Here is a 15,439-nt window from a genome sequence, read left to right on the forward strand (position 1 = left end):
TTGTACAAGCCAAACTTATTTCATTATTAAAGCTTACTAATGTACTATTGAAGCTTTCTGATGTCTTAAGGAGAGAACACCAGATCATAAACATGACGCCAGGTGCTCCATTCCAGGAGATCGCTCCAGGGCTGTTTACCGAAGAATACATACCCTACCACCACACCGCCGAATCCGGCTGCGAGCAGAATAATAAGGATCACAAGGGTCCAGACGAGTCTCCACACCCAGCGGCGCTTCCGCCGACCGGCTTTGGGCGCTTCCACTTCCTTCACATCCGCTTGGCTCTCACCGCGCTGCTCTTGTTCTCCACTTCTATTCTGCATTCGCGACCGTCTCGGTCCGTCTGTCCGTTCCTGCTGTTCCGGTCCGGTGTATTCATTCATTTCAGCACCACCTTATCCACGCAAGTGATTCGCCATATTCATCATGGCTTCGCTCGAGGTCAAGGCGCGTGCGGAAAGCTGATAAGCGCGCTGCACTTGAAGCATATCCGTCATTTCCTTGGACAAATCCACGTTGGACTGCTCAAGTGCGCCTTGCCGTACGGAGACCTTATTCAAACGGGGATCCCCGTCAGCCAGGGTATCCACTGCCGTTAACACGTCACCCTGAACCGCTCCGCTTACTAAACCGTACATGTTATCAGTCAATTCTACAAGTCCTTCCGGACGATTGACGTAATCCAGCTGAAGCTGGCCGAAATCAAAAGTGCCCGTTGCGTCCGTAACGGTAAGTGTCCCGTCAGCCGCGATCTGCAGCTTGCTGTTCGCCGGCACCGAAACCGGCTGGCCGGTTGTATCCAGCACGCTGTAGCCTTGGCTCGTCACCAGCGCAGCTTGACCCGGGTTCGCCGGGTCAGGATGAAGCTGGAAATCGCCAACTCTTGTCCAGGCGTCACTGCCGTCCGCAGCCCGCACCCGGAACAGCGCATTGCCCTGAATGGCCAAATCGGTTGGCAGTCCGGTATCTTTAATCTCTCCCTGCGTGAAATCCAGACTTAAGCCGGACATCTTGGCCCCAAACCCTAAATTATAGCCGGATGGGGTGCTCCGCCCGGTCAGCTGGGTCATATCTTTGGCCTGCTGCTGAACGCGGGTTAACGTATCTACAAAAGAAGCGTCTTTACTCTTATATCCATTCGTGTTCAGGTTGGCAATGTTGTCGGCGAGCAGATCGAGCCGCTGCTGCAGGCTGCCCAGTGACACCATGGAACTGATCATTGAGTTATTCATACGGCACCTCCTATACCCGGCCTATTTCGTTGACGGCCTTGTCCAAGCTTTTATCATAATACTGGATGACCTGCTGGTTAGCTTCGTAAGCGCGCTGTGCGGTCATCAAATCGACCATCGCCTGCGCAGAATCGACGTTAGAAGTCTCCAGCGAGCCCTGACGCACTTCAAGCTGGGCGCCCGCCGCCGTCGGGTTGATTCCCGCCGCGGCTGGATCGGCTGCTTCAAACACGCCGTTCCCGTCCCGGACAAGCTGGTTAGGCTGGTTAGCCACGCTGATTAACAGCTGCGGGCCATTCGTACCATCCGAATTAACGATTCTTCCCTGATTATCTACTTTGAGCTGATCTACAGCACCGCCAATGGTCAGCGGATTATTATCGGTACCCAGTACCTCATAACCTTCCGCCGTCAACAACCGGCCGGCTGCATCGACATGAAAATCTCCATCGCGCGTGTACTTCACGTTTCCTTCAGCGTCACGCACCGTAAAGAAAGCCTGCGGCTGGTAAACGACGCTTCCGTCCTCCTGAACCGACTTCCCGCTGGCATCAAACACATAATTCTCGCCGGTGTCCGGGTTCTGAAGCTGAAGATCTGCCACCAGCGCAAAATCCGTTGTCTTGCCGGTCTCCCTGGCATCTCCCTGCGTAAAGGTAGGAAGTGTCTCCTCTGCGAATACACCTGTGTTCAGCTTGCCGATGGGCGCGCTGCTGTTCTGTTTGCCGCCAACAGCGGACAGCAGGACCTCAGGGAACGAGCGGGCAACGCTGTTCACCTGCTTGTATCCTGTTGTGTTCACGTTTGCGATATTCTGGGTCACTGTATCATGCAGTCGCTGCTGGGTGATCATGCCGGCGGCCGCAGTGTATAGTCCTCTAAGCATGGAAGATGCCTCCGATTCTTAATCTTTCTATAGTATGTAGCAGCTTGCTACAACATCATTCCTAAATCTATTTGTCTGTTCATCTATTTATCGGTTATTAAAACTTTTTCTTTACAACCCGGTCCAAATTGTCGAGCATAATTCCTGTTCCTTTAACGACACAATGCATCGGATCTTCAGCTACCAGTACAGGTACGCGAAGTTCTGTCGCCAGCAGCTCGTCCAGCCCGTGCAGAAGCGCTCCGCCGCCGGTCAGAATGACGCCTCTGTCGATGATGTCTGCGGACAATTCCGGCGGTGTGCGCTCCAGCACGGATTTAGCCGCGGATACGATGGAAGATACCGAATCCCACAGCGCTTCCTGGATTTCTCCGGAAGTGATGCTGATCGTCTGCGGCAGACCGCTGACCATATCCCGGCCGCGGATATCCATACCCGCATCCCGTCCGCCCGGATGCACGGTTCCGATGTTAATCTTGATGTCTTCGGCTGTACGTTCGCCAATCATCAATTTATATTTGGTTTTGATATAACGGATAATAGCGTCGTCAAGCTTGTCCCCCGCCATTTTAATCGAGGAAGCTGTGACGATGTCCCCCATGGAGAGCACCGCCACATCCGTCGTTCCTCCTCCGATATCCACTACCATGTTGCCGCTTGGTTCATAAATATCCATACCTGCGCCGATAGCCGCAGCTTTAGGTTCTGCTTCCATAAAAACTTCTTTCGCACCGCTGCGCTCCGCCGCTTCACGAATCGACTTCTGCTCAACGGACGTAATATTAGTAGGCGCGCAAATCAGAATGCGGGGATGGCTGTACCAGTTCTTCCCTCCGACACGGTTAATGAAATGTTTCAACATCGTTTCCGTAATTTCAAAATCAGCAATAACTCCGTCCATCAGCGGACGAATGGCTACAATATTGCCGGGTGTACGGCCCACCATGCGCCGGGCATCTTCCCCCACGGCAAGGACACGCTTGGTATCGCTCTCAATAGCGACCACCGACGGTTCGTCAAGCACTACCCCTTTTCCTTTCACGTGTATCAGCACATTTGCCGTTCCGAGGTCAATCCCGATATCCTTGCCCATTCCTGCATCCCCCAAAGCGTTATTTTATTAAAAAATATGGTGAAAAACTGCGATTTCTCGACAGAATCCGTCTTTTCCTTGGAAAAACCCGCATTCTATTTCCATATTTTAAAATATCATACTTCGGGGGAGCTATTCAATCCTCAAAGCCTCATTACAAGGTTTAAACTTATCATTTACCCGAATTTGGACAGACTTAAACACATTTTTTTGCGGAGCTGAGTATTATTGGACGCTTGTCACGATTTCCCGATTTTTGGAGCTGCCTTTTTTGTATTTGATCTTGGTCGCTTCTCCTCCCCTCAAATGCCGGATTGATTTGTGGTATTCCAGAATGTGCTTCACCTGGTCGGCAAGATCCGGATTGATCTCCGGCAGCCGTTCGGTCAAATCCTTATGCACAGTGCTTTTCGAGACGCCAAATTCCTTGGCGATCGTCCTGACCGTATGTTTGGTCTCCACGATGCAGCGGCCTATTTTGATGGTACGCTCCTTAATGTAATCGTGCACGCTCCCGCCTCCCTACTCGAGATAGTTTGGTACATTATATGAGGGGCGGGCCTAGATATTCTTTGTTTCACGCGGCCTTCAGCCTGCGCGGGGTTAAAGATCAGGGGAATGTAAACCCTCCGCGCCGGTCTGGGACAAGAACAAAACCGCGCCAGTCCGGCATTCGGGCCTTCACGGCCTTGAAGGGTACAAGCAGGCAATTTTTCGTAAAAAGACAGAAAAAACCGGAGAGTCGCTCTCTCCGGCTGCTTCTTGAGGCGGTTATACGCCGCCGATTGTTTTATTTGCTGCTGGCGCTGCTGTCAGGCAGCAGGGAGGCCGGGTTAACGGCTTCGCCGTTCTCATACACCTCGAAGTGGAGGTGGTTGCCGAGCGCTTTGCCGATTTCATTTTTACCGGCAGATGCGAGCGCTTGACCCTGCTTCACTTCGTCGCCCTGTTTCACCTTCACGTCGGCCAAGCTTTCATAAACCGTCTTCAGGTTATTGGCGTTGGTAACTTCAACGGTGTAACCGTTCAAAGCATGCTGCTCCACCTTCGTCACTTTGCCGCCGAGGGCAGCCTGGACTTCAAAAGCAGCATTGTCGCTGCGCGCGATGTCGATTCCGCTGTTAGGCATAAATTCATCCTTGTATTGTACCATTGCTGCTTCATGCTCTTCCGTGGAACCGTCTTTATCATAGAACGGCTTAACGATGGACACCTGAGTAGCGTCAGCTACCGGCCATACAAAATCTTCACTTACCGCTGTAGTTTCTACCGCTTGTTCGTCATTCTGACCACCCTGCGGGTCTGCCGCCGGTTCAGTAGCGGTTTCGGCCGAGCTCACATCATCCGTTACGGTAGCTGTGGTGTTCTCGGCCGCCTGCTTGTGGCTGGCGTCCTGATAGACCCAAACTAACGTTAGAATAAGAGCTGCTGCGACCATGTAAGCTGCGGGGTATACCCATCTCTTCGACAATGCTTTCTTCCAAGCCGATACCGGAGCGACCGGTTCTCCCATTACATTTTTAGGAGATTCTTCTTGGTTTGGTTTGTTGTTCTTTTGTTCATTCATATGATTATCACCTCAGTAACACATTGTTACCGGGGCTGAATCTTTTATACTTGGTTTATAGTAAATTTTTCAAAAGTTTTGATTTATAGAAATTCACTTCTAAAATGCTACTCTGCTATAGCTGCGCGGTCGAGTGTTCTTACAACCGCTGTTGTCTCCAAAATTCTTGGAATTGACCAAAAGGTAGAATTTCGGAGACAGCCTATTCTTCCGAAGCAGCTTTCCTTTGGAAAGCTTTTAACCGGACGCTCCGCTTTTTCAGAATCACTCGACCTCTCCGCTAGTTACAGTTGGCTCAGAAGTTCATTTTATAAATTTGGTAGAGGGGACTAAGGAGATTCCCGTGTAGTAGTGTTTCAGGATTTCGGCGGCGGTGTAGCCTTCCTTCGCCATTCCGTTCGCGCCCCACTGGCTCATGCCAACTCCGTGGCCGTAACCGTAAGTGGTAATGAGAGCTTCGTTCTGCTGCATCTTTATATCAAAATGGCTCGATCGCAGCCCCAGCTTCTCTCTCACCTCGCGGCCGGTAAACAGCTTGCCGCCGATGCGAATCTCTTTGATGCTGTCCCCTTGGGTACGGTCCAGTACGGTAAATAGGGAGGCTGCCGTCTGAGCCGCTTGTCCGGTACCGGTACCGGCCAACGCCGGAAGTGAAGCTGCGCTCAGCCCCAGCTTGCTGTAAATCTCTTGAAGAGGCATCTGCACCGTTTCTTTATATGAAGGATCTATTTGCGCGTCCCAGGGACTGGCGACACTTCGCAGGTAAGGAATTCTTTCGCTCCAGTAGTCTTCGGAGTTCTCCGTGTAACCGCCGCTTGCCGAGAAAAATAACGCCGAAATCGGCTGCCCGTCATAGGTCATGATGATTCCGGCCGTTTCGTCCACCGCTTGCTGCAGCTTCTGCAGCGCGGCGCCTTTGCCCGCCTGCTTCCAGGCGGTGAGCTCGGCTTTGGACAGGTACGCCTGATGGGTGACGGTATCCGTCACATCGGCGCTGCCTTCCGGGACGCCGCTGCGGTCGCCAGCGGCGAGCCGTTTGACGATGAAGGTCCGGGCGGCGATCGCCTGGGCCTTCATCGCTTCGATGCCGAAGTCAGACGGCATCTCCGCCACGAGCACGCCGAGCACATACTGCTCGAGCGGCAGGGTTTCCACGCCCCCGGTGTCCGACAGGTACACGGACACCGGGGGCCCGTCCGCCCGCTGCACGGCGGCGGGCGGGGTTTGCGCGGCCGGCTGCTGCTGGCCGGCCGCTGGGGTGCCCTGCGGCGGCGGATTGGCGCCGCCGCGATGCACCAGGAGCGCTGGCAGCAGTACAGCCAGCGCGGCAATCCCTGCGGCGGCCATCGGCAGCCGCAGGCGCCTCCGGCGACGCGGGCCGCCCCAGCGGGGAGGCCTGCGGAAGCCCCAGCGGGGCGGACGCCGGACGCCGGGGCGAAGGCGAAGGGGCCCGTGGACGCCGGAGGGCCAGCGCAGCGGCTTATTTTTCATATCCGGCTGTCCTTGTCCGCCGCTTGGTTCCCGCATAGCCTCCCAAACTTCCTCTGAAGCTTGTTGAGCCTGCTGCTCGTATAGTTTCCGTTCGTATAGTTGCTGCTCGTATAGTTGCTGCTCGTATAGAGGCTGTTCTTGATCGGTTAACTTAAAGGTTAGCGATGTCCTGTCCTTGCTCATTTCCGGGCTTAAACCTCCGCATAGCATTCTCGTGTTGCTTTAACCAATGCTTACTCTCTAGTTTGCGGCATTCAGTATACTTATAGATATGAGTTTTCAGGGGGTGCTAGAACCTTTTAGAGGCAAACGAAAGCTGAAAGATAGCTAGAATCCCGGTCTGCCGCTTAATCAAACAAACCAAAAAAGAGAACCAGCCCATGGCCGGTCCCCGTTTCAAATGTTCCGTCTTTCGTCTTTTCTATTTCTTGCATTCTTCTATCGCCCGCAGACCGCTGTCCTCACAAACTTGTACGTTCCTTCAGCGGCAGCCACTCCAGAACCTTCTGGATATGAGCGTCCCAGTATTCCCAGTTATGATTGCCCGGATCAAACACCGTCGTCACTTCATAACCGGCCCGGTCCGCAAGCTCCTTAAACTTCACATTGCCCTCATAGAGGAAGTCTTCTGTTCCGCAGCATTGATAAAGCAGAGGTTTCGGCCCGTCCGAAGCTGCCGCTTGTTCCAGGAGCCAAAGCGGATCGTCGGCCGTTCCGGCTATATCCCGATCCCCGAACACCAGCTGCAGGCTTCTTGCCGTAAATGGGTTGGATTTGATATGACCTGCGAGATCAAGCACACCCGACAAGCTGGCAGCCGCCGCAAACTGGTCCGGACAGCGGAGCGCCCACTTGACGGCTCCATAGCCGCCCATCGACAGGCCCGCCACAAAATGGTCCTCTCTATTCTCCGACAGCGGGAAGAAAGACGAAGCCAATCTTGGCAGTTCCTCGGACAGGAATGTCCAGTAAGGATTTCCGTATTCCATATCACTGTAAAAGCTTTGATGCACGTTAGGCATCACCACTGCGATCCCCAGCGCGGATACATACCGTTCGATAGAGGTCCGTCTCAGCCAAATGGTGTCGTCATCGCTGTACCCGTGCAGCAAATAAAGTACCGGGTATTTCCCTTCGCCTCGGGCGCTCTCCACGCCGATTTCCCCTGCAGCTTTCTGTGGGAGGATGACAGTCATCTGCGTGCTGAGCCCCAGAACCTCCGAAAAAAATTGACACTGAATCAACGCCATCTTCCTCATCCTTTCTGCTCTGGCAAACTGTGATTGCGCTTTCATAATCTACCTTAACTATTATAACGGCTGCAGGGGCTGCTGCGTTCTTTTTTTCTTCTATATGGGTCCTGTAAAAAATCAGAACCACCCGTCCAACGGGTGGTTTGCACTAGGGGTATAACCCCCTGTTACCAAACTGCGCCTAAAGACGCTAGCCTGACCACAAAGCGTTCAGGCTCAGTGTTATTTGTCTCTTTCACTTACCAGTTAAACTGGTTTTACTTTTTCTTGCCCTTGTTGCTGCTGAATGGATCTTCATACTCTTTTACACTCAGCTTATCTACGGCTTGGTCATGTGCCTCTTGCTCTCGAATGTACTTGGCGACGGTGGCTTCATTTAGCCCCACTGTACTTACGTAGTAGCCTTCCGCCCAGAATTTCCGATTCCCATACTTATACTTCAAGTTGGCATGCTTCTCGAATATCATGAGTGCGCTTTTCCCTTTTAGATAGCCCATAAAGGAAGACACCGATATTTTCGGTGGGATCGCCACCAGCATGTGGACATGATCCGGCATCATATGCCCTTCTAATATCTCTACTCCCTTGTATTTACATAGACGCTTCATGATTTCAATTAGATCTCGTCTCACTTGATTGTAGATCTCTTTACGTCTATACTTCGGGGTGAACACAATGTGATACTTACACATCCACTTTGTGTGCGCTAAACTAAAATTTTTATTTTCCATATAAGACCATCCTTTCGAATTGAGCCTGAACATCTCAATTTTATCCGGATGGTCTTATTGGTGTAACCCTAGATCCCTCCACCCGCATAGCGGGTGGTTTTATATTTCGCACGTTTCACGTGCTCAACAGGCTAAAGCCTAAAAATGAAAAGCCGCCCACAAGGGGCGGCTCTATGCCTGCTAAAAGCGGCGGGTCCAAGGAATAAAGTGACTTAAACTCCGCTCGTTTGAATTTTCAATTTCGGCAATTCTTCCACAGCATGGCTGGATTCAAGACGTTTGCCTTCTTCGCCCATCTCAATACGCCAAATATCAGCGCCCAGTCCGGACAATTTCTCGGCCAAATTCACATAACCGCGGTCAATGTGGTGGATACCGCTGACCTCTGTTGTGCCTTCAGCTACCAAGCCTGCAAGAATCAGAGCCGCTCCGGCTCTCAAGTCCGTTGCGCAGACCTTAGCTCCAACCAGGTTCGAGGAACCGGTAACGATCGCCGTACGTCCTTCCACTTTAATCTGCGCATTCATCAGCGTGAACTGTTCAACGTGCATAAAGCGGTTCTCAAATACGGTTTCGGTTACTACACTGGTGCCTTCCGATTTCAGCAGCAGCGCCATCATTTGCGACTGCATATCGGTCGGGAATCCAGGGTAAGGCAGTGTTTTGACGTCTACGGATTTAAGCGGATGTTTGGCGGTAACGCGAATTCCGTTCTCTTTCACGTCAATTTGAACGCCCATCTCTTCCAGCTTGGCAATGACCGGATTCAAGTGATCGGCAATCGCGCCCTCCACAAATACGTCGCCGCCCGTAATCGCAGCAGCAATCATGTAAGTGCCTGCCTCCACGCGGTCGGGAATGACGGTGTGTTCAACGCCGTGCAGCTTCTCGACGCCTTCGATACGGATCATTTCCGTACCTGCGCCGCGAACGATCGCTCCCATGCTGTTCAAATAATTGGCGAGATCGACAATTTCCGGCTCTTTCGCCGCATTTTCGATAAGTGTTGTACCTTCTGCCAAAGCAGCGGCCATCATAATATTTTCAGTCGCACCTACACTCGCGACATCCAGGTAAATTTTCGCACCGCGAAGTCTGCCATCTACAGTGGCTTCCACATAACCTTGACCGAGCTGAATCTTGGCGCCCATCGCTTCAAAGCCCTTCAAATGCTGGTCGATCGGTCTGGTGCCAATCGCACAGCCGCCTGGCAGCGAAATACGGGTATGTCCGAGTCTGGTCAAAAGCGGACCCATGACCAGGAAGGACGCTCTCATCTTGCGCACCCATTCATACGGCGCTTCGTAAGAAGAAAGCTGGCGGGCATCTACAGTGATAACCTCTTGGTCATATGTAACCTTTGCCCCCAAGGATTCCAACACTCGGCTGATCGTCCTTACGTCGTCCAGAGGTGGAGCATCACGTATAATGCTGACTCCTTCTTCACCTAATAAAGAAGCTGCGATAATCGGCAGCACTGAGTTTTTTGCTCCGCTAACTTTAACGTTCCCGGTCAACACATTGCCGCCGCGGACGATAAATTTACTCATACGGTTCCCTCCGCGCGTTCATTTTCTCTTTTCTCACCATGAATTGGCGGATTGCTCCGCAAATTTTGGAATGCTGGAATAACTCCATTTTTTAAAAAATTACAAAGTTTTTTTTGAGAAACCACAAATTTCATCTTAGCATTGTTAATTCCAGGCGCACAAGGTACTTTTGCCGGAGGGGTAGGCCGTAGGAATCAAGACCCGTACACCTTGGGCATTTATTAAGAATAATAAAAATCAAGACCCTTATTCACCATTGTTAGCAGTTCAATTTGATGTTATTCGACAAAAATTGTGGCTCACGTGGCCTAACATCATATAACCCAAGTCCTTAAAAGTTAAAACAAGTAACGCAGCATATGGGTATAACCCAGGTACTGAATAATAAAGTCCGCAACAAACTTACCCAGAACAATCGCCAGCAGAAGCTGCAGCAGCTTGCCCTGAGGTCCCTTTGGATGCCGGATCACCAAATCCAGCTTTAAATTTTGCAGAGCCCACCAGGAGATGCAAATACAGATCAGGGAAATCAAAATCGCCGTTAGCGAACTTACCGCAGCTGCAGATGAGACTTCACTCAGCGAAGCATCCAACCCATCTCTTCCTCCTCGTGTACGATATGTTATGCCGCCAGCCGTCATTCGGTTAACAGCTCCCGAAATCTTCGATTCGAGGCATATACAGACCCTGTAAATAAATAGACCTTCTATATCATACTTGCCAAACGAGTAATAATCCAGTTTTTTATTGTCATATTATGAATGCAAAACGTATTTTTGTAGATTTTTTTCTATTTTATATGAAAACCGTTTTGCTGTAAGGCAGAAATAGTTCCCATCTCCGATTTGGCCCTTCCGGCTGGGCTTTTATAAAAGCGGTTTCCTTTATTCTGCCCAAGCCTTTCGGATTGTTTGTGGCCATCTGTACATATCCAGAAAATAACACATAAACATGAAATCCGTATTAAAAATGATTGGGACTTATTGACCATAATCATCCAAAATCGAGCCGACCTTCAACTCATAAAACAGGAATAAAGAACTAATCAATTCGTTATAAATCCTGGGAAATGGTTTGAAAAATAAAAAAGGCTGAACCCCTCAATCGAGGTCCAGCCTTCCTTCGTTTGCTATTCCTTGCTCTTCGAAGACACGTTAATCCGGGTAACGGCTCTTTGCAGGGCCAATTCTGCCCGGCGGTGATCAACATGGTCCTTGCTGCTGCGGTTAGCGAGTCTGCGTTCAGCCCGTTCTTTAGCCGCTCTGGCGCGTTCCACATCGATATCCTGGGAAAGCTCAGCACTTTCAGCCAGAATGATCGCTTTCTCCTTCTGCACTTCAATAAAACCGCCGTGAACGGCGATTGAGGTTCTATTGCTGCCGGCTTTAACGATAATGGGCGCGACCTGAAGAGGCGTGACCAAAGGCACGTGTCCGGCCATGACGCCGAATTCCCCTTCTGTGCCGCGTACAATGACGTTATCCACCTGCTGGGAGAAAACTACGCGCTCCGGTGTGACGATTTCAAGCAAAAAAGTATTCACGCTCATCACTCCTTAGGCTATTTGCAAAGGATCTCCATCAGCTAGAAGCTTACAGAGTTTTTGCTTTCTCCACAGCTTCTTCAATAGTACCTACATACATGAAGGCTGCTTCCGGAAGCTCGTCATGCTTGCCGTCCAGAATTTCTTTAAAGCTGCGAACCGTTTCCGCAACCGGAACATATTTACCTTTGATACCGGTGAACTGCTCGGCAACGTGGAAAGGCTGGGACAAGAAGCGCTCGATCTTACGAGCACGTGCTACAACTAGTTTGTCGTCTTCAGACAATTCGTCCATACCGAGGATGGCGATGATGTCTTGAAGCTCTCTGTAGCGGGCAAGGATTTGTTTAACGCCTTGCGCTACATTATAGTGCTCTTCGCCAACAATCTCAGGCGAAAGCATCCGGGAGCTGGAAGCCAGCGGATCGACCGCAGGGAAGATCCCTTTCTCGGAAATTTTACGCTCAAGGTTTGTAGTGGCGTCCAAGTGAGCAAAAGTAGTCGCTGGAGCCGGGTCAGTATAGTCATCCGCAGGCACGTAGATAGCCTGGATCGACGTAACGGAACCTTTCTTCGTGGAAGTAATACGCTCCTGCAATTGACCCATCTCTGTTGCCAGAGTAGGCTGGTAACCTACCGCGGACGGCATACGTCCGAGCAGGGCGGATACTTCGGAACCCGCTTGGGTAAAGCGGAAGATGTTATCGATAAAGAGCAGTACGTCACGGCCCTCTTGATCACGGAAATATTCGGCCATGGTCAAACCTGTCAAAGCAACGCGAAGACGCGCACCTGGAGGTTCGTTCATTTGTCCGAACACCATCGCTGTTTTGCTGATAACGCCGGAATCCGACATTTCATGGTACAGGTCATTACCTTCACGAGTACGTTCACCAACACCCGCAAATACGGAGATACCGCCGTGTTCCTGCGCGATGTTGTTGATCAGTTCCTGAATTGTAACGGTTTTACCTACGCCCGCACCGCCGAACAGACCGATTTTACCGCCCTTGGCATAAGGAGCGAGCAAGTCGATAACCTTAATACCTGTCTCCAGGATTTCGGATTGAGTGGACAGCTCTTCAAAAGTAGGAGGCTCACGGTGAATCGGATTTTTAGTTCCGCCTTCTGCCGGTCCTTTATTATCAATAGTTTCACCAAGTACGTTAAATACGCGACCTAACGTTATTTCGCCTACAGGTACGGAAATCGGAGCCCCGAGGTTAGTGGCTTCAACGCCGCGAACCAGACCGTCTGTAGAAGACATGGCGATACAACGCACCAGATTGTCGCCCAGATGGTTGGAAACTTCCAGGGTCAAATCATTCGGGCGGCCGGCAGCGGCATCACCCGGGATACTAATAGCATTGAAGATCTCCGGAAGTTGACCGCGCTGAAATTCAACGTCGACGACCGGACCCATAATGCTGACAACGCGTCCTTTGTTCATCTTTTGTTTCCCTCCTCAATGTTTGCGGAGAACTGCTTAAGCTGCAATTCCGGCATCAAGCACATGACAGCTCGGGAAAATGCAGCGGTAGCTTGCTTTCCGCAAACTGTCATCATAGCCTTTAAATTTAAGACTGGGCGTTGGCGCCAGCGACAATTTCCGTGATTTCCTGGGTAATTGCAGCCTGGCGAGCCCGGTTGTAAGTCAATGTCAATTCGCCGATCATCTTCGACGCATTCTTCGTTGCGGATCCCATCGCCGTCATCTTGGCGCCCAGCTCACTCGCTTTGCCTTCCAAGAGTGCTCCGTAAATAAGCGTTTCGGCATATTTGGGAAGCAGCACCTCGAGGACGCCTTCCGGTGAAGGCTCATATTCGTAGGAAGCTTTAAGTTCGCCGTTTGACGAGCTTTCCACCCGTTCAAAAGGAAGCAAGCGGTCGATGGTTGGCACTTGGGTAAGCGGGTTGATGAAACGGTTGAAGCAAATGTAGATTTCATCAAACTGCTCATTCTCAAAGCCTTGAACGGCTGCACTTGCAATCTTCTTGATATCGGCAAATGAAGGGGTGTCGGACAATTCAACAACCGTCTCCACTACCGGAAGATTGCGGCGGTTGAAATAATCCCGTCCTTTGCGTCCTACCACGAACAAACCATACTCTTCTTTGGATGCATGCTGCGCTAACCGCTCCATCACCTTACGAAGCATGTTGGAGTTATAACCGCCGACAAGGCCGCCGTCGGAAGTGATCACAATGTAAGCCGTTCTCTTGATCGGACGGGTCTCCAGCATAGGATGGCTGACCCCTTGGGAACCGGCAGCAATGCTGGTTACCACTTCCTTGAGTTTCTCCTCGTACGGGCGGGCAGCTTGTGCCTTCTCCTGAGCTCTTCTCAATTTAGCGGAAGCGACCATCTCCATCGCCTTGGTGATCTGACGGGTGTTCTGTACGCTCTTGATCTGACGTTTAATCTCGCGGATTCCTTTTGCCATGATTTCACCACCTCAAAACTTTGGACGGAGTCCAAAGTTACTTCGTAAGCATAGCCCGGGCATCGCCCAAGCATATAGGTCCGTATGCACACAAGCTTTGGCAATCGCCAAAGCCCGTGCATATTCATATATTAAGCCTTAACTGCAAAGCCCTTTTTGAATTTCTCGATAACTTCTTTCAGCGCCGTTTCGTTCTCGGCCGTCAAATCCTTAGTATCGCGGATCGACTGCAGCACTTCGTCATGCTGGCTTTCTACGAAGGACAAGAACTCCGTTTCGAAACGACGGATATCGCCAACCGGAATTTCATCAAGATAACCTTTGACAGCTGTATACAAGCTGACAACCTGTTTCTCAACGGAAAGCGGCTGGTTCACGCCTTGTTTCAGGATTTCCATCATTCGAGCACCGCGGTTAAGACGGGCTTGAGTGGATTTATCCAGATCGGATCCGAATTGGGAGAAAGCTTGAAGTTCGCGGTATTGGGCCAAGTCCAAACGGAGTGTGCCGGCTACCTTCTTCATCGCTTTAATCTGTGCGGAACCGCCTACCCGGGATACGGAGATACCTACGTTGATCGCTGGACGTTGACCGGAATAGAACAGGTCGGACTCCAGGAAGATCTGACCGTCGGTGATCGAAATCACGTTGGTAGGGATGTATGCGGATACGTCAGAAGCTTGGGTTTCAATAAACGGCAGAGCCGTAATAGAACCGCCGCCAAGCTCATCGCTCAGCTTCGCTGCACGTTCCAGCAAACGGGAGTGCAAGTAGAATACGTCACCAGGGAACGCTTCGCGGCCTGGAGGACGACGGAGCAGCAAGGACAATTCACGATAAGCTGCCGCTTGTTTGGACAGGTCATCATAAATGATCAGAACATGCTCGCCTTTGTACATGAAGTACTCACCCATAGCTACGCCCGCATAAGGAGCGATGTACAAGAGTGGGGACGGCTCGGATGCAGAAGCCGTTACAACGATTGTGTAATCCAAAGCGCCGTGACGGCGAAGGGTTTCAACCACGCCTACAACGGTGGATTGTTTCTGACCGATTGCAACGTAGATACATTTCACGCCGTTGCCTTTTTGGTTAATGATCGTATCGATGGCGATAGCCGTTTTACCGGTTTGACGGTCACCGATGATCAATTCCCGCTGGCCGCGGCCGATAGGTACCATGGAGTCAATCGCTTTGATACCAGTCTGCATTGGCTCATGTACGGATTTACGGTCGATAACGCCAGGAGCGTTGTGTTCGACAGGACGGAATTCCGTTGTAGCGATAGGACCTTTGCCGTCCACAGGTTGACCCAGCGGATTAACTACGCGGCCCAGGAGAGCTTCGCCTACAGGAACCTGCATGATTTGTCCGGTGCGTTTCACTTGGTCGCCTTCGCGGATTTCGCTGTAAGGGCCCAGGATAACGACACCCACGTTGCTTTCTTCCAGGTTGAGGGCAAGGCCTACAACCCCGTTTTCGAATTCGAGAAGCTCGTTTGCCATCGCGTTTTCGAGTCCGTGAACACGGGCAATACCATCACCGACTTGAATAACGGTTCCGACTTCGGCTACTTCGATTTCCGTCTTATATTGTTCGATCTGACTTTTAATCAGTGTGCTGATTTCCTCAGGTCTGATACTCAA

15 protein-coding genes are annotated in these 15,439 nt (G+C 51.2%); all 15 read right to left on the reverse strand.

The features are described 5' to 3' along the window. Nucleotides 1–65 precede the first annotated feature (65 nt). The 15 genes from CBE73_RS12330 to atpA all read right to left on the reverse strand — a co-directional run bounded on the left by CBE73_RS12330 (nt 66) and on the right by atpA (nt 15,439). Complete coding sequence (locus CBE73_RS12330; protein ID WP_229752725.1) at nt 66–386, reverse strand: DNA-directed RNA polymerase subunit beta; 321 nt, start codon at nt 384–386, stop codon at nt 66–68. 12 nt (nt 387–398) lie between these two features. Then, nucleotides 399–1,235 (reverse strand): flagellar hook-basal body protein, encoded by an 837-nt coding sequence (locus CBE73_RS12335; RefSeq protein WP_094094465.1) that lies wholly within the window; start codon nt 1,233–1,235, stop codon nt 399–401. A 10-nt stretch (nt 1,236–1,245) separates the two neighbouring features. Beyond that, nucleotides 1,246–2,121, reverse strand: a complete 876-nt coding sequence (locus CBE73_RS12340; protein WP_094094466.1) for a flagellar hook-basal body protein — start codon at nt 2,119–2,121, stop codon at nt 1,246–1,248. A gap of 97 nt (nt 2,122–2,218) precedes the next feature. Beyond that, the gene (gene mreB, locus CBE73_RS12345; protein ID WP_094094467.1) at nt 2,219–3,214 is read right to left on the reverse strand and encodes a rod shape-determining protein; all 996 of its coding nucleotides are present in this window, start codon (nt 3,212–3,214) and stop codon (nt 2,219–2,221) included. 225 nt (nt 3,215–3,439) lie between these two features. Next, on the reverse strand, nt 3,440–3,724 hold the full coding sequence (spoIIID, locus tag CBE73_RS12350; protein ID WP_068698498.1) for a sporulation transcriptional regulator SpoIIID: 285 nt from the start codon (nt 3,722–3,724) through the stop codon (nt 3,440–3,442). 280 nt (nt 3,725–4,004) lie between these two features. Beyond that, the gene (locus CBE73_RS12355) at nt 4,005–4,781 is read right to left on the reverse strand and encodes a M23 family metallopeptidase (RefSeq protein WP_094094468.1); all 777 of its coding nucleotides are present in this window, start codon (nt 4,779–4,781) and stop codon (nt 4,005–4,007) included. A gap of 303 nt (nt 4,782–5,084) precedes the next feature. Further along, entirely contained in the window at nt 5,085–6,455 is a 1,371-nt protein-coding gene (gene spoIID / locus CBE73_RS12360; protein ID WP_229752727.1) for a stage II sporulation protein D, read from the reverse strand. A gap of 278 nt (nt 6,456–6,733) precedes the next feature. After that, nucleotides 6,734–7,522, reverse strand: coding sequence for an alpha/beta hydrolase (locus CBE73_RS12365; protein ID WP_094094469.1), 789 nt, complete (start codon nt 7,520–7,522; stop codon nt 6,734–6,736). 260 nt (nt 7,523–7,782) lie between these two features. After that, the gene (gene tnpA / locus CBE73_RS12370; RefSeq protein WP_094092635.1) at nt 7,783–8,256 is read right to left on the reverse strand and encodes an IS200/IS605 family transposase; all 474 of its coding nucleotides are present in this window, start codon (nt 8,254–8,256) and stop codon (nt 7,783–7,785) included. Between the two features lie 212 nt (nt 8,257–8,468). Then, nucleotides 8,469–9,806 (reverse strand): UDP-N-acetylglucosamine 1-carboxyvinyltransferase, encoded by a 1,338-nt coding sequence (gene murA, locus CBE73_RS12375; RefSeq protein ID WP_094094470.1) that lies wholly within the window; start codon nt 9,804–9,806, stop codon nt 8,469–8,471. A 338-nt stretch (nt 9,807–10,144) separates the two neighbouring features. Next, complete coding sequence (locus CBE73_RS12380; RefSeq protein WP_229752704.1) at nt 10,145–10,399, reverse strand: DUF1146 family protein; 255 nt, start codon at nt 10,397–10,399, stop codon at nt 10,145–10,147. 536 nt (nt 10,400–10,935) lie between these two features. Next, nucleotides 10,936–11,349 carry a F0F1 ATP synthase subunit epsilon gene (locus CBE73_RS12385; RefSeq protein WP_094094472.1) on the reverse strand — a complete coding sequence of 138 codons (414 nt, stop codon included), beginning with the start codon at nt 11,347–11,349 and terminating at the stop codon, nt 10,936–10,938. A gap of 49 nt (nt 11,350–11,398) precedes the next feature. Further along, a complete protein-coding gene (gene atpD / locus CBE73_RS12390) occupies nt 11,399–12,799 on the reverse strand; it encodes a F0F1 ATP synthase subunit beta (RefSeq protein WP_094094473.1) in 1,401 nt (466 codons plus the stop codon). A 127-nt stretch (nt 12,800–12,926) separates the two neighbouring features. Beyond that, the gene (gene atpG, locus CBE73_RS12395; RefSeq protein ID WP_094094474.1) at nt 12,927–13,793 is read right to left on the reverse strand and encodes an ATP synthase F1 subunit gamma; all 867 of its coding nucleotides are present in this window, start codon (nt 13,791–13,793) and stop codon (nt 12,927–12,929) included. A 131-nt stretch (nt 13,794–13,924) separates the two neighbouring features. Then, entirely contained in the window at nt 13,925–15,439 is a 1,515-nt protein-coding gene (gene atpA / locus CBE73_RS12400; protein WP_094094475.1) for a F0F1 ATP synthase subunit alpha, read from the reverse strand.

Source organism: Paenibacillus physcomitrellae (genome assembly GCF_002240225.1).
Taxonomy (GTDB): domain Bacteria; phylum Bacillota; class Bacilli; order Paenibacillales; family Paenibacillaceae; genus Fontibacillus; species Fontibacillus physcomitrellae.

What these genes read in the sequence shown, in the direction of transcription:
- CBE73_RS12330 (WP_229752725.1), bottom strand. Translation starts at nt 386, where the DNA reads ATGAATGAATACACCGGACCGGAACAGCAGGAACGGACAGACGGACCG.
- CBE73_RS12335 (WP_094094465.1), bottom strand. Translation starts at nt 1,235, where the DNA reads ATGAATAACTCAATGATCAGTTCCATGGTGTCACTGGGCAGCCTGCAG.
- CBE73_RS12340 (WP_094094466.1), bottom strand. Translation starts at nt 2,121, where the DNA reads ATGCTTAGAGGACTATACACTGCGGCCGCCGGCATGATCACCCAGCAG.
- mreB (WP_094094467.1), bottom strand. Translation starts at nt 3,214, where the DNA reads ATGGGCAAGGATATCGGGATTGACCTCGGAACGGCAAATGTGCTGATA.
- CBE73_RS12355 (WP_094094468.1), bottom strand. Translation starts at nt 4,781, where the DNA reads ATGAATGAACAAAAGAACAACAAACCAAACCAAGAAGAATCTCCTAAA.
- spoIID (WP_229752727.1), bottom strand. Translation starts at nt 6,455, where the DNA reads ATGAGCAAGGACAGGACATCGCTAACCTTTAAGTTAACCGATCAAGAA.
- CBE73_RS12365 (WP_094094469.1), bottom strand. Translation starts at nt 7,522, where the DNA reads ATGGCGTTGATTCAGTGTCAATTTTTTTCGGAGGTTCTGGGGCTCAGC.
- tnpA (WP_094092635.1), bottom strand. Translation starts at nt 8,256, where the DNA reads ATGGAAAATAAAAATTTTAGTTTAGCGCACACAAAGTGGATGTGTAAG.
- murA (WP_094094470.1), bottom strand. Translation starts at nt 9,806, where the DNA reads ATGAGTAAATTTATCGTCCGCGGCGGCAATGTGTTGACCGGGAACGTT.
- atpD (WP_094094473.1), bottom strand. Translation starts at nt 12,799, where the DNA reads ATGAACAAAGGACGCGTTGTCAGCATTATGGGTCCGGTCGTCGACGTT.
- atpG (WP_094094474.1), bottom strand. Translation starts at nt 13,793, where the DNA reads ATGGCAAAAGGAATCCGCGAGATTAAACGTCAGATCAAGAGCGTACAG.